The sequence below is a fragment of the Amycolatopsis sp. TNS106 genome (assembly GCF_019330265.1).
Taxonomy (GTDB): domain Bacteria; phylum Actinomycetota; class Actinomycetes; order Mycobacteriales; family Pseudonocardiaceae; genus Amycolatopsis; species Amycolatopsis lurida.
On sequence record NZ_CP024972.1, the window covers coordinates 6,285,256 to 6,306,127 of the forward strand.

Genomic DNA, 20,872 nt, shown 5'->3' on the forward strand with positions numbered 1-20,872 from the left:
CGCGAATACTATTCACTTACTGTTTCGGCACTCACAGACGAGAGTTAGGTGGGCGCATGACACGGTGGAGCAACTGGGCCGGCACCGCGACGGCGTCGCCCCTTCGCGTGCATCAACCGCGGGACACGGCCGCGATCGCCGAAGCGATCGGCCGGTCCGCCGCGGACGGACGGCGCCTGCGCCCCCTGGGCAGCGGCCACTCCTTCACGGCGATCGCCGCGGCGGATTCCGACGCCATGGACCTGACCGGCTGGACGGGGATCGCGTCGGCCGACGTCGCGAAAGGCCTGGTCACGGTCCGTTCGGGCACCACGCTCAAGCAGCTCAACGCCGAACTCGACGCGCTGGGCCTTGCCATGACCAACCTCGGCGACATCGACGCGCAGACCGTCGCGGGCGCGATCTCCACCGGCACCCACGGCACCGGCGCCCGGCTCGGCGGCATCGCCACCCAGATCGCCGCACTCGAACTCGTGCTCGCCGACGGCACCGTGGTCACCTGTTCGGCGGACGAGCGCCCCGATCTCTTCGCGGCGGCGAGGGTCGGACTCGGCGCGCTCGGCGTCATCAGCACGGTCACCCTGCAGTGTGAACCTTCGTTCCTGCTCTCCGCCCAGGAGCGACCGGAACCGCTCGAGCAGGTCCTCGAAGGTTTCGACCGGTTCGCCGACGAGAACGACCACTTCGAGTTCTACTGGTTCCCCTACGGCAAGAACGCCCTGGTCAAACGCAACAACCGGCTTCCGGCAGGCAGCGAACGCCGCCCGCTGACCAAGCTGAAGGAATTCGTCGACTACGAGGTCACGGAGAACATCGCGTTCGGCGGGCTGTGCCGTCTCGGCCGCGCGGTACCGAAACTCGTCCAGCCGCTCGGCCGATTCGCCTCGAACATCCTCTCCGCCCGCGAGTACAGCGACACGTCGCATCGCGTTTTCGTCACTCATCGCGGCGTGCGGTTCGTCGAGTCGGAGTTCGCGATCCCCCGCGAAGCACTGCACGACGTCTTCTCCGAACTTCGCGCGTTCGTCCCGAAGCTGGAGAACCCGGTCGCGTTCCCGGTCGAGGTGCGGGTCGCCGCCGCGGACGACATCTGGCTTTCGACCGCGAACGGCCGCGACTCCGCCTACATCGCGATCCACCAGTTCGTCGGCATGCCCTACCGCGAGTACTTCGCCGGATTCGCGTCGATCGTCGGCGAGGTCGGCGGCCGCCCGCACTGGGGCAAGATGCACGACCTCGACGCCGCGACTCTGCGCTCGCGGTACCCGCGCTTCGACGACTTCCTGCGCGTCCGCAAGGAGGTGGACCCGGCCGGGGTCTTCACGAACACCTACCTCGACCGGGTCCTCGGCACCGCCTAAGCCGTTTCGAACAAGGCGCTGACCGACTCGCCGTTGTGGATCCTCCGCATCGCCTCCGCCAGCGCGGGCGCGATGGACAGGACCCGCAGCTTCGGGCTCTGCTCCTCCGGCGGGATCGGCACCGTGTTCGTGCAGACGACCTCCAGCACGTCGGGCTGGCTGCCGATCCGCTCGAGCGCGCCGCTGGAGAAGAGCCCATGCGTGCAGGCGACGCGGATCGACCGCGGTTTCAGCTCGCGCAGCTTGGTGAGCAGCTCGATCACCGTGCTGCCCTTGGCGATCTCGTCGTCGAGCACGATCACGTCGCGGCCGGTGATCTCACCGATCACCGAGCTGATCTCGACCCTGTCGTCGGCGAAGCGCTGCTTCGCGCCGGCGGCGACCTGAACGCCGAGCAGCCGGGCGAAATGCGCGGCCTCCTTGGCGTTGCCGAGGTCCGGCGAGACGACGGTGGTCGCGGAGAGGTCGTACTGGCGGAAGTGCTTGGCCAGCTCCTGCAACGCGTGCAGGTGATCGACCGGAACGCTGAAGAAGCCGTGCACCTGCGGCGAATGCAGCGTCATCGCGAGCACCCGGTCGGCGCCGGCGGTCGCCATGAGGTCGGCGACGAGACGGCCGCCGATCGAGATCCGCGGCGCGTCCTTCTTGTCCGATCGGGCGTACGAGTAGTGCGGCATGACGACGGTGATCCGCTTGGCCGACGCGCCCCGCGCGGCGTCCAGCATCAGCAGCAGCTCGACGAGATGTTCCTGCACCGGCCGTACCAGTGGCTGGATCAGGAAGACGTCGCGCTCGCGGCAGTTCGCTTCGAGCTGGACTTCGAGACAATCGTTGGCGAACCGCTGCACCTTCACGGGATGCAGGGGAACGCCGAGATGGGCGCAGATCTCTTCGGCGAGCTCGGGATGTGCACTGCCGCTGAAGACCGCGATGTCCTCGCGCAAGGACCTACTCCGTTCAGTCAAAAGACGGATTACGTCCACACACTAGAGTTTCACAGAGCGGAAAAGGCCTGAGAGATAGCAGTATCACCCGAGATCGCTTCGAGGACGCGGCCCGCCGTCGACGGGGTGTCGAGCAGCGCGACGAGGATCGCGGCGACATCCTGGCGGGGAATGGGCCCGCGTCCGGTGGATTCGGCGATCAGGATCTTGCCGGTGCCCTCGTCGTCGGTGAGCTGTCCCGGCCGAAGGATCGTCCAGTCGAGATCGCGGGCCCGCAGATCGTCTTCGGCCGCTTTCTTGGCCTTGAGATAGATCCGGAAATCGTCCGGGACGTCCGCGGTCTCCCAGTTGTCCGCCCCCATGGAGCCGACCTGGATATGCCGCCGGACGCCCGCCCGCTCGGCGGCGGCCGCGAACAGTTCCGCGGCCGCTCTGTCCACAGTGTCCTTGCGGGCGGTGCCGCTGCCCGGCCCGGCGCCCGCCGCGAAGACTGCGGCGTCGGCACCGTCGAGCGCCTTGGCGACGGCGTCCACATCGGACTTTTCCAGATCGAGGACGACCGCTTCGGCACCGGCCGCCTCGAGATCGGCGACGTGACCGGGGTTGCGCACGATCCCCACGGGCTGATCACCGCGTGCGGAGAGGAGTTTCTCCAGTTTCAGCGCGATCTGTCCGTGTCCACCCGCAATGACTACTCGCATGGACCCGACCGTAGCGCGTTCAGTCCACTTCGGCAGGGAGCTCGGTTTCGCGCAGCAGCTGGTCGTAGACGATCTCGTTGACCAGGCGCGAAACGGGGTCCTCGTCGAGGATCATGCGCTCGCCGTGGCCCTCGAGGTCGAGGTCGGCGACCGCGTTGGGGTCGGCGGTGACGATGCCGAGCCCGTAGGCGCGGGCACGCGGCAGGCAGTTGCCGACGTAGTCTTCCGTCAGTACGGCAGGCGATGGGAGAACCATCGCGGCCTCGCCGTAACGTGCGAACGGAACCGCGGAGGCCATCGCGGTGCGCCAGTGCCGGGCGACCGCGAGGACGCCGATGATCTCGGCGGCCGGCGCGGGTGCGGTCGCGGCCAGCTCTGGCCATGTCCAGGTGTCGACGGTGGCGCGATCGACGACGGGACCCATGCCCATCGCGATGCGCTCGGCGTGCACGTCGGTACGGAGCCGGGCGACCACGCAGATCTTGCGGCCGAGCACGGTGGTCTCCGGCAACACGATGCCGTTCCAGCCGAGCAGGGCCGCCGCCTTGCGCGAAAGCTCCCCGACGCTCGCGGGCAGTTCGATCGGCGGCACCACCCGGCTCGGCAGTGACCGGCTGCGCTTCGCGCCACCGGCGACCGTCGAGCTCTCCATGTTCGGTGTAGCCGCCACGTTCCGCCTCCTTCGAACCTGGTTTCCCTAGGGCTCGTCATCCCCGTGCCACCTCGGTGGAAGCGGCACATGAACTGTCTAACAGGGCCGGGAGGCGACGGCGCCGGACAACGGGAGTGGCTGCGATCGGCGGCGCCTTGTCATCGGTGACCGGTCGGTAGGCGGTCATCGGACTTCAGTCCGACGTGCCGCCAACCGAGTGAGGGAGAGGTAAATGGTGTTACCCGGCGTCTCCGAACGGTCACAGACGACGCGGCGGGACATTGGGCCATTCAGCCCAACGAATACTCATTCCACTTTGGACCTTCGCAGGTCAGGTCAGGAGATCGTCGCGGTGCGGAGGAGTTCTTCGACGCCGGGTGTCCGCCATTCGTCCATCACCACGATTTGCCTGTCCGCAACGAACCAGATCCGCTGAGTCACTTGTGTCTCGCCGCTTCCGCCCGTCTGTCCACGAGGAACACACTGGATCGTCCACTCCTCGTAGGTCGCCGAAGCCCCGCTGACCGGTGCGGTGGTGGAAACCGTGCGGACGGCGTCACCCTCTTGGCGGAGGTCCTTCCGCCCGGCGGCGTTGCAGGCCCGGCCGCCCGCGCTGCGCCGGTAGAACTCACCGGGCCGGTACGGCGGCTGCTCGGCGGACTGCAGGCTGTTGTCCGTGAGGAGGACGTACTTGCAGTTGAAGTACTTCTTGGGATCCGGACAGCCGGGGGCGACGAGGACCTTCTCCAGCCCCTGCGAGACCACGGACCAGTCCTGCGGCAGATGCAGGGTGAGCGCGCCGGCCGAGACGTCGGTGAATCCTGGCGCGGGCGGAGCGGACGAAGTTCCCTTCAGCGGTTTCCCGCCGGTCACGCCCTCGACGAGTTCCGGGTTCAGAAGACCGGTCAGCTTGTCGTACGGCAGCGTGTAGTTCTGGACTCCGCAGGCGGTGGCGAAGCCGAGCAGGTTGAGGTCGACGGTGATCTCGACGTCCGACGGGGTGAACGCGAGCCACACTTTCGGCTCTTCGGCGAGGTCGGCCGTCTTGAGGGGCTGGTACGGGAAGGTGCTGCTGAGGGCACCGCACTGCTGCTTGTCGGGCCAGAGCAGTTCGGCGAGGGTCCGCAGCCCGTCGTCGGTGAACTTTCCGGGGGCGAACAGCTCGGCGGGAGTGAGCGCCTTGCCCTCCTTCAGGTCGATGGTCACCGCCGCACGACCATTTCCCCAGGTCGAATGCGGTTTGTTCTCGAGGTCGTGCATGTAGCGCACCGAGAGGTACCGCTCGTTCTGCGAACGCACGTCGGCCTTCGTGAGGAGCTTGTACGGGCCGCGTTCCGGCTCCAGCTTGGCGGCGCCCGGGCCGGTTTTGCGGTTCCACTCGTCGATCGGCGCCGTCAGGGCGTCGTTGACGCGCTTCAGCCAGGCCTGATCCGGCGAACCGGTCACCTCCGGGTAGTCCCCGTCGTAGGTGAGGGTCGTCCCGGGCACGGTCCCGGTCCGGGTCTTCATGGCGACCTTGAGCGCGACGGCCTGCTGTGTGGTCGGCGGTGACGGTGGCGGTGTGCTCGCGTCGGAGAAGACGACCACCGAGCCGACCACGGCGGCCGTCGCCGCGGCGACACCGATGGCGATCTTCAGTCCGGCCGCGATCCCACCGGTCGACGCGGCCGCGGCGCCCGTCCCGGCGGCGGCGACCCCGGGCGCGGCCGCCGTACCGGCACTGAGCAGGACCAACGGGGTCGCCGCGGCGAGCACACCCGCCGCCTTCGCCAGCCGTGACCAGCCCTTGCGTTCCCATTCATCGCCGTAGCCGGCGCGGGCGACGCGTTCCAGCTCACTGACGAACATGAGCGCGTCGACCGGTCGTTTCGTCGGGTCCTTCGCCATCCCCAGCGCGACGATCTCGTGCACCGGCTGGGGGACTTCGCCGAACGGGATCGGCGCGTGTTCGTGCAGCGTGCGGAGCACTTCGGTGTCGTCGGCCTGATACGGCCGGTGCCCGGCGACGCACTGGAAGAACACGCACGTCGCGGCATAGACGTCGGTCGCGGGCGTGGCCTGTCCGCCCGACCACTGCTCGGGCGCCATGTACGCGGGCGTGCCGACCGACGGGCCCCGTTCCCCCGCCAGGACGGCCGTGCCGAAGTCGACCAGCTTGCTTTCCCCGGTGTCGGCGACGAGGACGTTGGCCGGTTTGTAGTCCCGGTGGACGACCTGGGCGGAATGTGCCGCGGCCAGCCCGAGCAGCGAACCCTTCAGCACCGCGAGGGCGGCTTCGGGTTCGAGAGCGCCTTCGGCCTGGAGCACCGAACGCAGGGAGACGCCGTTGATCGCCTCCATGACGATCGCCGCGCCCTGTGGCGTCTCGAAGAACTCGTGCAGTTTCACGACGTGCGGGCTCGACACCCGGTGCAGCGCCAGCGCTTCCTGCCGGAACGCGGCGAGATGCGCGGGGTCCGAGGCGAAGCGGGAGAAGAGGTACTTGATCGCGACGACGTGTCCGGTGTTGTCCTGGCGTGCGAGCACCACGCGGCCGAAGGTGCCCGTGCCCAGCTGCTCCAGCTCGGTGAAGCCGGGCAGTCTCCACTCGTCGGTCAGTTCCATCGGGCCTCTTCCAGAATCTTGTCGAGGCCTGGAGTGTTCCATTCGTCGACGATCACGAGCTGCGTTTTCGGCAGGAACCAGACCCGCTGGGTGACGCTACCGCCGCCAGAACACGTGAGCCGCCACTCTTCATAAGCCGCCCTCTTCGTCCCGACCGGGCGAAGTTCCTTCATCTGGAGGGTAGGCGCCCCCTGGGTCTCCCCGGGTGCGCCGATCGAATGACACGGACGCGGACCGGCCGAGCGGTTGTACGGCTTGCCCGGTTCATACGGCGGGGTGGCCGGGTCGGACCGCGAGTTGTCGCTGAAGACGACGTTCGCGCACTGGACGGGCTGCATCCCGCCCGCGCACTGGTCGGCTGTCACCAGGTGGCGCTCGATGAGGGCGCCGGAGAGCAGCGACCACTTTTCCGGGGTGGTGATGGTGAAAGCACCGACGTCGACCTCTTTGGTGCGTTGCGCCTGTGGGCCGCCGAGCAGATTCATGACCGCTGGGCTCATCAGGTGGAGGAGATGGCGGTATTCGACGGTGACCTGCGTCGGGTCGCAGACCCGGGGGTAGCCGAGCACGGATCCGTAGACGTAGAACGTCATCCCGTTCGCGGTCGGCGCCGCCTGCAGCACGGCGTCGCCGGTGACGGACCACGGATCCGACATCGCGCCGACCGGCAGGTGCCCGGGTTCGCTCGGCGCGTCGGCGAGGCAGTCGCCCGGCCTGGCGGCGTCGAAGAGCATGTCTTCGAGCATGCGCATCCGGCCGGCGGTGCCGTCGACGTTGTCGAAGAGCCGCGCGGTGGGGATCTGTTCGCCCTTCGTCAGATCGATGACGATCGGGCGGATGCTGAAGCCGCCGTGGTTGCCGAACTGGACGGAGTCGATCGAGCGTTTGTAGACGACCGTGAGCAGCTTGTCGTCCTGGCGCAGGATCTCGGCCTCGGTCTTCATATGCGGGATGTCGCCGTCGGGTTCCCGTTGCGGCGGGTAGCCGTCGGGCCAGATGTCGGCGAGCCAGCCGTCGATCGGCGCCATGAGCGCCTTGTTGACCCGCTCTTCGGCCGCCTTGTCCTTCAAACCGCTGATGCGGACGTACTTGCCGTTGTAGTCGAAGCCGTCGAATTTCTCGGTGCGGGTGAGGAGGTCGACCTTCATCGCGGCGACGGTCGTCGTCTGGGGCGGCGCTTCGTCGCTGTCGGCGTTGACCACGACGACCGTACCGACGGCGGCCGCGGTGACGGCGGCGATCGCGGCGGTCACCTTGAGGCCGACCGCGATCCCGCCGCCGGTGGCCGCCGCTCCGCCCGCGATGACCGGTGCCGCGGCCGTGCCGGCTCCGAGCAGGGCCAGCGGGGAGAGAGCGACCAGGACCCCGGCGCCTTTGGCGAGCCAGTGCCAGCCGTTGCGCTCCCAGTCCTCGCCGTACGCCTTCCTGGCGGACGCCTCCAGTTCGGTGACGAACTCAGCCGCGCCCGAGGGCCGCTGGGCGACGTCCTTCGCCATGCCGCGCGCGATGAGGTCGCGGACCGGTTCGGGGACCTCGCCGAACGGGATCGGGGCGTATTCGTGCAGCGTGCGCAGCACTTCGGTCTGTTCGGCCTCGTACGGCCGGTGCCCGGCGACGCACTGGAAGAACACGCAGGTCGCGGCGTAGACGTCGGTCGCGGGTGTGGCGATGCCGCCCGCCCACTGCTCGGGCGCCATGTACGCGGGCGTGCCCGCGGCGACCCCGGCCTGCCCGGCGAGCACGGCGATGCCGAAGTCGACGAGTTTGCTCTGCCCCTCGCGGGTGACCAGGACGTTCGCCGGTTTGTAGTCGCGGTGGACGGTGCCCGCGGCGTGCGCGCCGGCGAGGCCGAGCAGCGAGCCCTTGAGGATGGCCAGCGCGGCTTCGGGTTCGAGCTTCTCCTGGCGGCCGAGGATCTCTTTCAGGGAGATTCCGTGAACGGCTTCCATGATGATCGCGGCCCCTTGCGGGGTCTCGACGAACTGGTGCAGACGGGCGATGTGGGGCCCCGAAACACGGCTCAGGATCTGCGCCTCATGGCGGAATTCGGCCAGCCTCCGCGGGTCGGCCACGAACCGTGCGTGTAGATATTTGATGGCCACGACCTGCGCGGATTCGTCGTGGCGGGCCAGCACGACCCGGCCGAATCCCCCTTCGCCCAGCGACCCCATCTCGGTGAAACCCGGCAAGGCCCAGTCGTCCACAGATTCCTCCGCGATTCCCGATCGTGTCCCCTTGGAGGTGAGCTGCGCCGCAGCGGTTCCCCGGCTTCCGGGTTTAGGGTTACTCGTCGGTCACTTAGCCCGTTGCGATGGAGGAACGATGCGTTCGCCGAAGGATTTCTTCGCCCCGCTCGCGGTGGGGGCGCCGGAACCGCTCCGCCAGATCCCCGTACCTCCTTCGCGGATGATCCACTTCTTCGATCCCAGCAACGAGAAGATGGCCGCCAAGGTCCCGGACATCGCCAAGAAGGTCGACATCCTGCTCGGGAACCTCGAAGACGCCGTGCGCGCCGATCGCAAGGAGGCCGCGCGGAACGGGCTCGTCTCCATCGCGAAGTCGACCGATTTCGGCAAGACGCAGCTGTGGACCCGTGTCAACAGCCTCGACTCGCCGTGGGTGCTCGACGACCTGATCACGCTGGTCACCGAGATCGGCGACAAACTCGACGTGATCATGGTGCCGAAGGTCGAAGGCGCGCAGGACATCCACTACGTCGACAGGCTGCTCGCGCAGCTCGAAGCGCGGGCCGGGCTCACGAAACCGCTGCTGGTGCACGCGATCCTGGAAACCGCCAGCGGGGTCGCGAACGTCGAGGAGATCGCGGGCGCGAGCCCCCGGATGCAGGGCATCTCGCTCGGCCCGGCCGACCTCGCCGCGAGCCGCCGGATGAAGACCACCCGGGTGGGTGGCGGGCACCCCGGTTACCTGGTGCGCACCGACCCGACCGGTGAGGACCTGAACGAGGGACGCACGACGTATCAGCAGGATCTGTGGCACTACACCGTCGCGCGGATGGTCGACGCCTGCGCGGCGAACGGGATCCTGCCGTACTACGGGCCGTTCGGCGACATCCGCGACGTCGTGGCCTGCGAGGACCAGTTCCGCAACGCGTTCCTGCTCGGCTGCGTCGGCGCCTGGAGCCTGCACCCGGTGCAGATCGACATCGCAAAGAAGGTGTTCTCGCCCTCGCCCGAGGACGTCGCGTGGGCGCGGCGCGTGATCGCCGAGATGGGTGACGGCACCGGTGCGGTGATGATCGACGGAAAGATGCAGGACGACGCCTCGGTGAAGCAATGCCGAGTGGTCGCCGAACTCGCGGACGCCCTCGCCGCCGACGATCCTGAACTCGCCGCCACGTACGACGCCGCCACGAGTGTTTGACATCGCGCGATCGCGGACACGTCTACGGGCCGCGACTGATCGAGTACCCGTCAGTCGCCATCGCACGACGACCCGCAGCCGCGTCAGCGAGGCCTGCCGGCCAGAACGCGCGACCCGAAAAGATCAGGAGGCTTCCGCATGAACCCCCGACGTTCAGTCCTCTACATGCCCGGCGCGAACGAAAGAGCGCTGGAAAAAGCCAAGACGCTCGACGCGGACGGGCTGATCCTCGACCTCGAAGACGCCGTCGCGCCCGACGCGAAGGAAGCCGCGCGTGAACGCGTTTGCGCGGCCGCGTCGTCGAAGGAGTACGGCTCGCGCGAGGTGACCATCCGCGTCAACGGCCTCGACACCGAATGGCACGACGCCGACCTTCGCGCCGCCGCGCAGGCGGGCCCGGCCGCGATCGTGGTGCCGAAGGTGAACTCCGCCGCCGAAGTGCACAACATCGAGCGCGCGCTCGAGCTCGGCGGCGCGCCGGACCACACGAAGATCTGGGCGATGGTGGAGACGCCGGTCGCGATGCTGCACGCCGAGGAGATCGCCTCGGCGTCCGAACGGCTGACCGTGCTGGTCATGGGCACGAACGACCTGGCGAAGGAACTGCACGCCGAGTTCGTCCCCGGCCGCGCGCCGCTGCTGGGCGGGCTTTCGCTCGCGCTGCTGGCCGCGCGGGCGACCGGCAAGGCGATCCTCGACGGCGTCTACAACGACGTGAAGGACCTCGAAGGCTTCGAGGCCGAATGCGTGCAGGGACGCCAGTTCGGCTTCGACGGCAAGACGCTGATCCACCCGTCGCAACTGGAGCCGTGCAACCGGATCTTCGCTCCGTCCGAGGAGGAGATCACGCGGTCGCGCAAGATCATCGCGGCGTTCGAGGAGGCGCAGGCGGCCGGGCAGGGCGTCGTGACCGTGGACGGGCGGATGATCGAGAACCTGCACGTGGACAACGCGCGGCGGATCCTGGCGCTGGCCGAAGCGATCGGCAACTGACGCATTTAGACCTCTGAATGCGGTCGTTAGGCAACTCATATGGACGCCTGCCTAAGCTGTGCCCATGACCCGACAGCGGCTGACGTCGATCGAGATCGAGGGGTTCACCTCGATCCGTTCGGCGCGCGTCGAACTGGGCGCGATGAACGTGCTCATCGGCGCGAACGGCGCGGGCAAGAGCAACTTCGTCCACGCCTTCGAGCTCTTGGGCAGGATCAGCGAAGATCTGCTGAACCTGTTCGTGGGACGCAACGGCGGCGCGTCTGCGCTGATCAACGACGCCGCGGACACCCTGCGGATCAGCCTCAAGCTGGAGGCGCCACCCAACAGCTACCAGGCTCATTTGGCGGCGGCACCCGGTGAAGAACTGATCTTCGACGAAGAAGTGATTTCGTACCACGGTCCCGGCCATGAACAGCCCTGGACGAAATCGATCGGACGAGGGCACCGGGAAAGCCGCCTCAACGACGTCGTCGAAGAGCGTGGGAGCAAGTCGGTGGCGTCGCACATCATCGAGTTACTCCAAGGTTGCCGCGTCTATCACTTCCATGACACGAGCGTCGATGCCCCGGTGAAGCGCCTTTCCCCGACCGCGGACAACCTGGCTCTGCGCGCGGACGCGGGCAACATCGCCGCGGTCCTGCTGCGGCTCCGGGACAGCGAAGACCGGGCGGACAAGGTCGCGTATCGCCGGATCGTCGGTGCGATCCGGCTGGTCGCCCCGTTCTTCCGCGACTTCGTTCTCCAGCCGGACAGCACCGACCGCGTGTTGCTTCGCTGGCAGCGGCAGAACTCCGAAACCGTTTTTTCGGCCAACCAGATGTCCGACGGAACGCTGCGTTTCGTCTGCCTGGTCACATTGTTGCTTCAGCCGGAAATTCCCGCGCTCGTCGTGCTCGACGAACCGGAGCTGGGTCTGCACCCGTTCGCCATCGTCCAGCTCGCGGACATGCTCCGGGTCGCTTCCACGCGCAGTCAGGTCTTGATCGCGACCCAGTCGGTGACCTTGATGAACCAGTTCTCCGCCGAAGACCTCATCGTCGTCGAGCTACGTGACGGCGATTCGGTCTTCACCCGGCCCAACAAGACCGCGTTGGAACACTGGCTCGACGAATACTCACTCGGCGAGCTTTGGGAGAAGAACATCATCGGCGGGCAACCGGGATCGTTGGGCAGCGTTCTCGATGCCTGAACCGAAGCGTCTGCATCTGCTGGTGGAAGGCCAGACGGAAGCGACCGTCGTCCGGGATCTGCTGTCCGGCCATCTCCAGCGGCACGGCTGGTTCGTCACCTATTCGACGGTTCGCACACAGACCTCGTCCGTGACCTACCGCGGCGGCGTCACGTCGTGGCCGAAGCTGTACCGGGAGATCAAGGAACTGCTCGCCAGCCCACGTCTCGCCGTACTGACGACGCTGTTCGACTACTACGGCTTCCCTTCGGACGCGCCGGGTATGGCGACACGTCCGGCAGGCGCCGCCACCGGCAAGGTCGAGCACGTCGAAGAGGCGCTGCGGACAGCAGTGGGTGATCACCGCTTCGTGCCTCATCTCGTCCAGCACGAACTGGAGTCCTGGGTGTTCGCCGCCGGTGACCAGCTCGCCCTCTTACGCGACGACCCCGCGATAGCCGAACGGATCGAACAGGACTGTGCCGAAGCCGGCGGGCCTGAACTGGTCAACGACGACCCGAAGAACGCGCCTTCGAAGCGCCTGGCCAGATACTGCCCCGACTACGTCAAGACTCTCGAAGGACCGCTGGCGATCGCCGATCTGGGCATTGAAGGGCTCAAAGCCAAGTGTCCGCACTTCGCCGCCTGGCTGGCCGCGATCGACGCCAGGATTTGACGCAATTCGGCACCTGATTGCGGTAGTTGCGCGCGCAAGGATCGCAACCAGGTGGCGAATTGCGGGAGTCTCGACTCAGGGCCAAGGGCGTGGAGTGGGCCGAAGGGTTTCGTAGGCGGCAGCGGCGCGAAGGACGTCGAGGTCGGCGAAGCGGCGGCCGCTGATCTGGAGGCCGATGGGCTGGTCGTCGCTCGTGTAGCCGCAGTTGATCGAGACCGCGGGCTGGCCGGACATGTTGTACGGCACGGTGAACGCGATGTGCTCGAACGGGCGGCGCGGGTCGTTGGTCGGCGAGGGCCACTCGGCGGGCGGGGCCGAGACCGGGCAGGTCGGGGACAGGACGACGTCGAAGCGCTCGGTCGCGCGCAGGGTCGCGACGGCGATGGCGTCGATCTGCGCGAAACCGCGGTAGGTGTCGACACCGCTGACGTCGGCACCGCCGGCGGCCCAGTCGGCGATGTACGGCAGGACCTTCGCGCGGCGGTCTTCGGGCAGGGCCGACATGTCCGACCAGGCGCGGACGCGCCAGAAGGTGTCGAGGCCGTCGAGCATTTCGCGGCGCAGGAACGGCGAAACCGGCTCGACGACGGCACCCGCGGCCTCGAACAGTCGGGCGGCTTCGGTGACGGCGGCGATCGTCTCCGGCAGCACCGGAAGTCCGACCCCGGGATCGAGGTGCAGTCCGATCCGCAAGCCCTTGACCTCGCAAGACAGCGACGTCCAGTCCACAGAGGACGCAGGCAGCGAAAGGTGATCGCGACCGTCCACACCGGACAGAACGCTCATCAGCAGCGCGGTATCCGCCACGGTCCGCGTCATCGGCCCGGCGACGCGGCCGAGGAACGGCGGGTCCACCGGCACCCGGCCGAAACTCGGCTTCAGCCCGACGAGGCCACACCAGCCGGCGGGCAGCCGGATCGAGCCGCCGATGTCGGTGCCGACGTGCAACGGACCGTAACCGGCGGCGGCCGCCGAACCGGCACCGGCGCTGGAGCCGCCGGGCGTGCGCGTGGTGTCCCACGGATTCCGCGACGCGGTGTGGAAACTCGACAGCCCGGACGTCAGCATCCCGTAGTCCGGCATGGTCGTCTTGCCCAGCAGGACCCCGCCGGACTCGCGCACGCGAGCGCCCGCCGGGGCGTCTTCGGTCGCGGGTTCCAACGACGTGGCGGCCGTGCCGAGCGGGACCGGGGTGCCGCGGGTCGCGATGTTCTCCTTGAGCGTCAGCGGAACGCCGTCGATCGGACCGAGCGGTTCCCCTGCGTGCCAACGACTTTCGGACGCCTTCGCATCTTCGCGCGCGCCGCTCGGGTCGTACGCGTAGAGCGCGTGCAGCTCGGGTTCGCGTGCCTCGATACGCGTGAGGACGGCTTCAGTGACCTCGACCGGCGACAGCGTCCCGGCACGGTACTGCGCGACCAGTTCGACGGCGGTCAGATCAGGCAACTCCGGCACGGCAACACTCCTTACGTCGCGGGCGGTTCGAAGCGGCCGTCGACCGCGGTCCAGCCGCCGTCCACCGCCAGCACGGAGCCGGTGACGAACGACGCCGCGTCCGACGCCAGGTAGACGACGGCGCCCGCGAGTTCGTCCGGGCGCGCCCATCGGCCGAGCGCGCCTTTGGTCGCGTACGCGTCGTACCAGCGCGGATTCGCCTTGATCTGCGCTGTCAGCGGAGTCTCGACGACACCGGGCGCGATCGCGTTGACCCGCACCCCGGCCGGGCCGAACTCCGCCGCGGCCGTGCGGAACAGCTGCACCAGCCCGGCTTTCGTCGCCGCGTACGGTCCTTGGCCGGGTTCGACCGTGGTGCCGCGGATCGACGAGAACCCGATGATGCTCCCCCGCCCGCGTTCGACCATCCCGGCGCCGAACGCGCGGACGACCTCGAAGGTGGCGCCGAGGTTCAGCGCGATCACCCGGTCGAATTCCTCGCGCGTGTACTCCAGCAGCCGTTTGCGCACGTTGGTCGCGGCGGTCAGCACCACGATGTCGATCTCGCCGAGTTCCGCCGCCGCCCGCGCGGCCGCGCCGTCCGAGAGCAGATCGATCTCGTACGCCTCGCCCACACCGGTTTCCTTGGCGGCGGCGACATCGCGATCCGCGACGACGACCTCGGCGCCGTGCGCGGCCAGCGCCTTCGCGGATTCGCGGCCGATCCCGCTGCCGCCACCGAGGACGACGGCTCGCTTTCCGTCGAGCCGGAACAGGTTCTCGTAGCTCACGGGCGCAGCACCGCCATCCTCGTCACGGTCAGTTCTTCGACCGCGAACCGCGGCCCTTCCCGCCCGATCCCGGAGTCCTTCACGCCGCCGTACGGCATGGTGTCGGACCGGAAACCGGGCACCTCGTTGACGACCACGCCGCCGACTTCGAGCTCGTCGAGCGCGCGGAACGCCGTCTTCAGGGACGTGCTGAACACCGAGGCGTGCAGTCCGTAGCGCGATGCGTTGACCGCGTCGAACGCTTCGTCCACAGAGGACACGGAGCGGACGCAGACCACCGGGCCGAAGATCTCCTCGTCCCAGCATTCGACACCGTCGGGCACGTCGAGCAGCACGGTCGGCCGGATCACCGTGCCGTCCACACCGCCCCCGACCACCCGCGCACCGGCGGAAGTCGCTTTGTCGACCCACTCCTGGACGCGCTGGGTGGAGCCCGGGTCGATCAGCGCCGAGACCCGTGTCTTCTCGTCTCGGGGGTCGCCGATGACGACCTCACCGAGCCGCGCGAGCACCCGTTCGGTGAATTCCTGGGCGACCGCGTCGACGACCAGCACCCGCTGCACGGAGATGCAGGCCTGCCCGGAGGCGTAGAACCCGCCGCGCAGCACGGCGTCCGCGGCCGCGTCGAGATCGGCGTCCTCGGCGACCACCAGGGCGGCGTTGGAACCGAGCTCCAGCAACGTCTTCGTGGGCGCGGCGTCACGGGCGATCCGGTGCCCGACCAGTGCGGATCCGGTGAACGACACCGCGCCGACCCGCCGGTCCGTGACCAGCGCCGAGCCGACGGCCGCGTCGCCGGTGACCAGCTGGACCATCGCGGGCAGGTCGGTCTGCGAGCGCACCAGATGCACGAGCCACAACGTGGCCAGCGGTGTCTGCGGCGCGGGTTTCACCACCACCGGACAGCCCGCGGCGATGGCAGGCGCGATCTTGTGCGATGCCAGGAGCAGCGGATAGTTGAACCCGGCGATGCCGACCACCACACCGATCGGCTTGCGTTTCCAGAACCCGACCAGCCCGTCACCCGACGGCAGCAAATCGAGCGGCACCGTCTCGCCGTGCAGCCGCGAGACCTCCTCCGCGGCGGCCTGCCAGGTGACGATCGTGCGCGCGACCTCGACGCGGCAGTCGACCAGCGGCTTGCCGGTCTCCAGCACCAGCAGCTGCTCGAACTCGGAACGCCGGGCTTCCAGAGCGGCGGCGACGTCGTTCAGGAGCGAACGCCGGGTACGCGACGGCAGCGCCGCGACCTGCTTGAACACCGCGACGGCCTCGTCGATCGCGCGCGTGGCCAGCGCCGGAGTTCCGACCGGGGCCCGGCCGATCTCGCTACCGTCATAGGGGAAGCTCACCGCCGAGTAGTCCACAGTGGACACCCAGTCGCCACCGATCGGCAGCCCTTCCGGATACTCAGCCATCGTCTTCTCCCCGTAACCGTGCCAGCTCGGCCCGCAGATTCGGCGCGGCCGCCAGCAGTTCCCTGGTGTACTCGTGTTCCGGCGCGTCGTAGACCTGGTCGACGTCGCCGATCTCGACGATCTCCCCGCGCCGCATCACCGCGACCCGGTCGCAGACGTGCCGCACCACGCCGAGGTCGTGCGAGACGAAGATCAGCGTCAGCGAGTACAGCTCGACCAGCGACGCGAGCAGGTCGAGGATCTGCTTCCGCACCGACACGTCGAGCGCGCTCACCGGCTCGTCCGCGATGAGGACGCTCGGATTCGGCGCGAGGGCCCGGGCGATCGAGATGCGTTGCCGTTGCCCGCCGGAGAACTGGTGCGGATAGCGGCCGGCGGCGTCTTCCGGCAGGCCGACGGCCTTCAGCAGCTCCGAAACCCGCGAAGGATCCCGGCGGCCCAACGGCTCGGAGATGATGTCGCGCACCCGCATCCGCGGATCGAGCGAACCCATCGGATCCTGGAAGACGATCTGCAGTTCCGACCGCAGGAAGCCGAGTTTGCGCTCCGGCAGCGTGTCGATCCGTTCGCCCTGGAACGAGACGCTGCCCGCCGTCGGCTTGTCCAGCGCGGCCAACAGTCTGACCAAAGTGGACTTTCCCGAGCCGGACTCGCCCACGATCCCAAAGCGTTGACCTGCTTCGACGTCGAAAGAGACGCCGCGCAGCGCATGCACGTCGCGGCGCGTGTAGCGACGCTCCAGGTCCCGTACCGAGATCATCATCGGCTCGCCTCCAGATCCGAAGCGGCCAAGAGCTTCTTCGTGTACTCGTGCTTCGGTGCGGTCAGCACCTCGCGCGTCGTGCCGGCTTCGACGATCTCGCCGTCCAGCATCACCAGTACCCGCTCGCACACCGACGCCACGACGGCGAGGTCGTGCGTGATGAACAGCAGCGCGCTCTCCCGCTCCCGGACGCCGTCGAGGATCAGCTCCAGGATCTGCGCCTGCACGGTGACGTCCAGCGCCGTCGTCGGCTCGTCGCAGATCAGCAGCTTCGGATCGTTGGCCAGCGCGATCGCGAGGACGACGCGTTGCCGCTGCCCACCGGACAGTTGGTGTGGATACGCACGAGCGACACCGGGCAATCCCACGGAAGCCAGCAAAGCCTCGGGATCCTTCCCGCCGTTTCGGTGGATCCGCATCGGTTCGGCCACCTGCGCGCCCACCCGCATCGCCGGGTTGAGCGCGGTCATCGGTTCCTGGAACACCATCGACATCTCGTTGCCGCGCAGCCGCGACAGTTCCTTCTCCGGCGCGCCCAGCAGTTCGCGGCCGTCGAGTTTCACCGATCCGGACGCGGCGAGTTCTTCGGGCAGCAGGCCCATGATCGACAGCGCCGTCAGCGACTTCCCGGAACCCGACTCGCCGATCAGCCCGACCCGCTCACCGCGTGCGATACCGAATGAGACATCGCGAACCAGGCCGCCGATGCCGAGACCGTGGACTTCGAGGGTCATAGCCGCGCCGCCAATCGGGGGTCGAGACGATCGCGGAGGCCGTCACCGAGCAGGTTGAACCCGAGGACGGCGATGGCGATCGCGACGCCGGGCACGAGCGCGAGCCGGGGGTGCAGGGTCAGGAACATCTGGGATTCCTGGAGCATCCGGCCCCACGACGGCGTCGGGGGCCGCGTGCCGAACCCGAGGAACGACAGCGCCGCTTCCGCGAGCACGGCGATCGCGAACGACACCGACGCCTGCACGATCAGCAGCCCGGAGATGTTCGGCAGCACGTGCCGCGCCGCGATGTTCAGCCGCGAACGCCCGGCCGACCGCGCGGCCAGCACGAACTCGCTGCTCATCACCTGCAGGGTGCCCGACCGGGCGATCCGCGCGAACGACGGGATGGTCGCGATGCCGATCGCCACCATGGCGGTCAGCGTGTCCGCCCCGAACACCGCGCCGAACATGATCGCCAGCAGCAACGCGGGAAACGCGAGCACGAGATCGTTGACCCGCATGACGAACTCGCCGAGCCAGCGCGACGACATCCCGGCGAGGATGCCCAGCGGGGTCCCGATCACCGCGGCGATGCCGACCGCGACCACACCGACGTACAGCGTCGTCCGCGCGCCGACCATGAGCTGACTGAGCACGTCGCGGCCGAAGCTGTCCGTGCCCAGCGGATTGGCGCCGCTGAAGTCGTGCAGCCGGTTGGCCGCGTCGACCTTCACCGGGTCGAACGGCGTCCACACGAACGAAAGCAGCGCGGCGAGCACGATCAGCGCGACGAGCACGCCGCCGATCACGAGACTGCGGCTACGCATCAGGAACCCCGCAATCTCGGGTCGAGCACCGTGTAGAGGACGTCGACCACGAAGTTCACCAGCAGCACGCCGACCACCAGGACCAGCACGATCCCCTGCACGGACAACAGATCCCGCGACGCCACCGAGTCGAGCAGCAGGCTGCCCAGCCCCGGCAGGACGAACACGCGCTCGACGACGACCGCGCCGATCAGCAGGGTCGACAGTTGCAGGCCGAGCACCGTCACCACCGGCACGGCGGCGTTGCGCAGACCATGACGGAACAACGCTTGGAACGGCCGCAGTCCCTTGGACCGCGCTGTGCGCAGGTAGTCCTGGCCGAGCGTGTCGAGCACCGCGGACCGGACATAGCGCGTGAGCACCGCGCCCTGCACGAGTCCCAGCGACAAGGCGGGAAGAACGAGGCCACGGAGGAATTCGCCCGGATCCTGCACGGGCGGTGTCCAGCCGCCGGAGGGCAGCCAGCGCAGCTGCACCGCGAAGATCTGCACCAGGATGATGCCGGCGAGGAACGCGGGGATCGCGACGCCGATCTGCGACAGCCCGGAAACCGCGGTGCCGTCGGCCCTCCGATGCCGCACCGCGGCGAACGTCCCGGCCGGGACGGCGATCAGCAGCGCCACCAGCATCCCGGCCCCGACCAGCCACAACGTGACGCCGAGGCGGTCGGCCAGCGCGGGCCCGATCTCCTCGCGCGTGACGTACGAGCGGCCGAAGTCGCCTTGCAGGACACCGCCGATCCAGTCGAAGTACTGCGTCACCAAGGGCCTGTCGATGCCGAATTCGGCGCGTGTCTTCGCGACCAGTTCCGGTGTCGCGTTGACGCCGAGCGCGACCTGCGCCGGGTCTCCCGGCAGTACGGCCATGAACAGGAACACCACGATGGACGCGACCAGCACACTGGCCACCAGGATCGCCACGCGGCGGAGCACCTTGACCGTCATCGCGGCGCCAATCCCGTGAGATCGAAGGACTCGCTGACCTGGTTGCGGACGAACCCGGTCACCTTGTTCTTCGCCACGATCACGTTGGGGAAGAGGAAGAGCCAGTCCGCGGCGGCGTCCTCGGACAGCCGCCGCGCGACCTGGCGCATCGCGTCGACCTGCTCCTGAGACGTTCCGGCGTCGGCCTTCGCCAGGTTCTGCTGAACGGGCTTGCTGTCGTAACCCCAGTAGTACTTCGGCCTGCCGAAGGTGACGATGTCGCGCGCCTCGACGTGCTGGATGATCGACAGGTCGTAGTCGCGGTCGGTGAAGACCTGCTTGAGCCACACCGCCGGGAAGTCCAGCGGCTCGATCGTCACCGTGACCCCGACATCCGCCAGCTGCGACGCCACCACCTGCGCGGACGAGACGGCGTACGGCAGGTTCGGGATCCTCAGCCGCAGGGTCGGATTCGGCTGTCCCGCTTCCGCGAGCAGCGCTTTCGCCTTCGCGGGATCGAACGGGTACGCCTTCGACAGGTCCTCGTACCAGGGGTCCGTCGGCGGGACCATACTGCCGATCAGCGTGCCGCGGCCGCCCCAAGCCGTGTCCAGCAAGGCCTTCCGGTCGATGGCGTACGACAGCGCTTTTCGTACCCGGACGTCGTTCAATGGCGGGCGCGAGTTGTTGAACGCGAGCGTGACCTCGCTGTTCGTCGTGCCTTCGACGACGGTGAACCGGTCGTCGCTCTGGAACTGCGGGATCGAATCCGGCACGGTGATCGCGGAGATGACGTCGATCCCGTTGCTGAGCAAGGCGTTGTTGAGCGCCGTCGGATCCTTGATGTACTTGAGGACCACCGTGGAGTAGGCCGGTTTCCTGCCCCAGTACGCGGGATTCTCCTTGAGCACGATCGAATCGCCACGCCTGCGCGAGGACACCGTGTACGGCCCGGTGCCGATCGGTTTGTTCGCCAGGTCCGCGACGCCGGTGCGGCTGAACATCGCACCGAGGCGGCTGGTGAGGCTGAACAGCCAGCCGTTGCTGGGCTTGGTGAGCACCACCCGCGCGTGGTCCGGCGCCACGACGTCGACCCGGTCGACGACGTCCATGGTGGACTTGATCGACACGGTCCAGTCGGTCTTCACGCGCATCAGCGAGAACTTGACGTCTTCGGCGGTGAACGGCGCCCCGTCGCTGAACTTCGCGTTCTTCCGGAGCTTGAAATCGTAGGTTCTGCGGTCTTCGGAGACCGTCCACGATTCGGCCAGCAGCGGCACGATCTTCGCGTCCGCGTCGAGTTTCACCAGGCCCTCGTAGACGTTGTAGAGCAAGGCCTGCGGGATGGCGGCGCCGTCCGTGCGGGTGAAGTCGAAGTTCGCGGGTTCGGCGGTGTAGCCGATGGCGAGCGTGCCGGGATCCTTGGCGACCGTGGCACTCGAACCGGCGGAGCAGCCGGACGCCACGAGCAGCAACATCCACACTGCCGCGTGAATCCGGGCTTTCATCCTGCC

General features: G+C 68.2%; 18 protein-coding genes. 5 read left to right on the plus strand and 13 right to left on the minus strand.

Annotated elements, in window-relative coordinates:
* Window positions 1–56 precede the first annotated feature (56 nt).
* Window positions 57–1,361: a D-arabinono-1,4-lactone oxidase gene (locus CVV72_RS28745; RefSeq protein WP_219146739.1), complete on the plus strand. Its 1,305-nt coding sequence runs from the start codon at window positions 57–59 to the stop codon at window positions 1,359–1,361.
* On the opposite strand, the gene CVV72_RS28750 is transcribed toward CVV72_RS28745, so the two are convergent.
* The 5 genes from CVV72_RS28750 to CVV72_RS28770 form a co-directional block, all read right to left on the minus strand.
* Window positions 1,358–2,305, minus strand: a complete 948-nt coding sequence (locus CVV72_RS28750) for a ribose-phosphate pyrophosphokinase (protein WP_034309354.1) — start codon at window positions 2,303–2,305, stop codon at window positions 1,358–1,360. The two genes, CVV72_RS28745 and CVV72_RS28750, sit on opposite strands and share 4 nt — an antisense overlap.
* Window positions 2,306–2,355: 50 nt before the next feature.
* Window positions 2,356–3,006 carry an NAD(P)H-binding protein gene (locus CVV72_RS28755; RefSeq protein WP_219146741.1) on the minus strand — a complete coding sequence of 217 codons (651 nt, stop codon included), beginning with the start codon at window positions 3,004–3,006 and terminating at the stop codon, window positions 2,356–2,358.
* A 19-nt stretch (window positions 3,007–3,025) separates the two neighbouring features.
* Window positions 3,026–3,676 (minus strand): hypothetical protein, encoded by a 651-nt coding sequence (locus tag CVV72_RS28760; RefSeq protein WP_219146742.1) that lies wholly within the window; start codon window positions 3,674–3,676, stop codon window positions 3,026–3,028.
* A gap of 318 nt (window positions 3,677–3,994) precedes the next feature.
* Window positions 3,995–6,262 (minus strand): serine/threonine-protein kinase, encoded by a 2,268-nt coding sequence (locus CVV72_RS28765; RefSeq protein WP_219146743.1) that lies wholly within the window; start codon window positions 6,260–6,262, stop codon window positions 3,995–3,997.
* A complete protein-coding gene (locus CVV72_RS28770) occupies window positions 6,253–8,466 on the minus strand; it encodes a serine/threonine-protein kinase (protein WP_219146745.1) in 2,214 nt (737 codons plus the stop codon). The genes CVV72_RS28765 and CVV72_RS28770 overlap by 10 nt, the downstream gene beginning before the upstream one ends.
* A 118-nt stretch (window positions 8,467–8,584) precedes the next feature.
* Between CVV72_RS28770 and CVV72_RS28775 the strand changes: the two genes are divergently transcribed.
* The 4 genes from CVV72_RS28775 to CVV72_RS28790 all read left to right on the plus strand — a co-directional run bounded on the left by CVV72_RS28775 (window position 8,585) and on the right by CVV72_RS28790 (window position 12,486).
* The gene (locus tag CVV72_RS28775) at window positions 8,585–9,646 is read left to right on the plus strand and encodes a CoA ester lyase (protein ID WP_219146747.1); all 1,062 of its coding nucleotides are present in this window, start codon (window positions 8,585–8,587) and stop codon (window positions 9,644–9,646) included.
* A gap of 138 nt (window positions 9,647–9,784) precedes the next feature.
* The gene (locus CVV72_RS28780) at window positions 9,785–10,639 is read left to right on the plus strand and encodes a CoA ester lyase (protein WP_219146749.1); all 855 of its coding nucleotides are present in this window, start codon (window positions 9,785–9,787) and stop codon (window positions 10,637–10,639) included.
* 64 nt (window positions 10,640–10,703) lie between these two features.
* Complete coding sequence (locus CVV72_RS28785) at window positions 10,704–11,831, plus strand: AAA family ATPase (RefSeq protein ID WP_219146751.1); 1,128 nt, start codon at window positions 10,704–10,706, stop codon at window positions 11,829–11,831.
* Window positions 11,824–12,486, plus strand: coding sequence for a DUF4276 family protein (locus CVV72_RS28790; protein ID WP_219146753.1), 663 nt, complete (start codon window positions 11,824–11,826; stop codon window positions 12,484–12,486). The genes CVV72_RS28785 and CVV72_RS28790 overlap by 8 nt, the downstream gene beginning before the upstream one ends.
* Window positions 12,487–12,561: 75 nt before the next feature.
* Here CVV72_RS28790 and CVV72_RS28795 read toward each other — a convergent pair whose 3' ends face one another.
* Genes CVV72_RS28795 through CVV72_RS28830 form a run of 8 tightly spaced genes read right to left on the minus strand, consistent with a single transcriptional unit; the run spans window position 12,562 to window position 20,866 of the window.
* Entirely contained in the window at window positions 12,562–13,941 is a 1,380-nt protein-coding gene (locus CVV72_RS28795; RefSeq protein ID WP_219146755.1) for an amidase, read from the minus strand.
* Between the two features lie 11 nt (window positions 13,942–13,952).
* Complete coding sequence (locus CVV72_RS28800; RefSeq protein ID WP_219146757.1) at window positions 13,953–14,711, minus strand: SDR family NAD(P)-dependent oxidoreductase; 759 nt, start codon at window positions 14,709–14,711, stop codon at window positions 13,953–13,955.
* Complete coding sequence (locus CVV72_RS28805; RefSeq protein ID WP_219146759.1) at window positions 14,708–16,129, minus strand: aldehyde dehydrogenase family protein; 1,422 nt, start codon at window positions 16,127–16,129, stop codon at window positions 14,708–14,710. Before CVV72_RS28805 ends, CVV72_RS28800 begins: the two co-directional genes overlap by 4 nt.
* Window positions 16,122–16,892, minus strand: coding sequence for an ABC transporter ATP-binding protein (locus CVV72_RS28810; RefSeq protein ID WP_219146761.1), 771 nt, complete (start codon window positions 16,890–16,892; stop codon window positions 16,122–16,124). Before CVV72_RS28810 ends, CVV72_RS28805 begins: the two co-directional genes overlap by 8 nt.
* On the minus strand, window positions 16,889–17,626 hold the full coding sequence (locus CVV72_RS28815) for an ABC transporter ATP-binding protein (RefSeq protein ID WP_219146763.1): 738 nt from the start codon (window positions 17,624–17,626) through the stop codon (window positions 16,889–16,891). Before CVV72_RS28815 ends, CVV72_RS28810 begins: the two co-directional genes overlap by 4 nt.
* Complete coding sequence (locus tag CVV72_RS28820; protein ID WP_219146765.1) at window positions 17,623–18,435, minus strand: ABC transporter permease; 813 nt, start codon at window positions 18,433–18,435, stop codon at window positions 17,623–17,625. The genes CVV72_RS28815 and CVV72_RS28820 overlap by 4 nt, the downstream gene beginning before the upstream one ends.
* Window positions 18,435–19,379, minus strand: coding sequence for an ABC transporter permease (locus CVV72_RS28825; protein WP_219146767.1), 945 nt, complete (start codon window positions 19,377–19,379; stop codon window positions 18,435–18,437). The genes CVV72_RS28820 and CVV72_RS28825 overlap by 1 nt, the downstream gene beginning before the upstream one ends.
* Window positions 19,376–20,866, minus strand: a complete 1,491-nt coding sequence (locus CVV72_RS28830; RefSeq protein ID WP_219146769.1) for an ABC transporter substrate-binding protein — start codon at window positions 20,864–20,866, stop codon at window positions 19,376–19,378. Before CVV72_RS28830 ends, CVV72_RS28825 begins: the two co-directional genes overlap by 4 nt.
* Window positions 20,867–20,872 lie beyond the last annotated feature (6 nt).

Coding starts and splice junctions, on each gene's coding strand:
- CVV72_RS28765 (WP_219146743.1), bottom strand. CDS start 6,262: ATGGAACTGACCGACGAGTGGAGACTGCCCGGCTTCACCGAGCTGGAG.
- CVV72_RS28745 (WP_219146739.1), top strand. CDS start 57: ATGACACGGTGGAGCAACTGGGCCGGCACCGCGACGGCGTCGCCCCTT.
- CVV72_RS28805 (WP_219146759.1), bottom strand. CDS start 16,129: ATGGCTGAGTATCCGGAAGGGCTGCCGATCGGTGGCGACTGGGTGTCC.
- CVV72_RS28790 (WP_219146753.1), top strand. CDS start 11,824: ATGCCTGAACCGAAGCGTCTGCATCTGCTGGTGGAAGGCCAGACGGAA.
- CVV72_RS28820 (WP_219146765.1), bottom strand. CDS start 18,435: ATGCGTAGCCGCAGTCTCGTGATCGGCGGCGTGCTCGTCGCGCTGATC.
- CVV72_RS28755 (WP_219146741.1), bottom strand. CDS start 3,006: ATGCGAGTAGTCATTGCGGGTGGACACGGACAGATCGCGCTGAAACTG.
- CVV72_RS28815 (WP_219146763.1), bottom strand. CDS start 17,626: ATGACCCTCGAAGTCCACGGTCTCGGCATCGGCGGCCTGGTTCGCGAT.
- CVV72_RS28830 (WP_219146769.1), bottom strand. CDS start 20,866: ATGAAAGCCCGGATTCACGCGGCAGTGTGGATGTTGCTGCTCGTGGCG.
- CVV72_RS28785 (WP_219146751.1), top strand. CDS start 10,704: ATGACCCGACAGCGGCTGACGTCGATCGAGATCGAGGGGTTCACCTCG.
- CVV72_RS28825 (WP_219146767.1), bottom strand. CDS start 19,379: ATGACGGTCAAGGTGCTCCGCCGCGTGGCGATCCTGGTGGCCAGTGTG.
- CVV72_RS28775 (WP_219146747.1), top strand. CDS start 8,585: ATGCGTTCGCCGAAGGATTTCTTCGCCCCGCTCGCGGTGGGGGCGCCG.
- CVV72_RS28780 (WP_219146749.1), top strand. CDS start 9,785: ATGAACCCCCGACGTTCAGTCCTCTACATGCCCGGCGCGAACGAAAGA.
- CVV72_RS28810 (WP_219146761.1), bottom strand. CDS start 16,892: ATGATGATCTCGGTACGGGACCTGGAGCGTCGCTACACGCGCCGCGAC.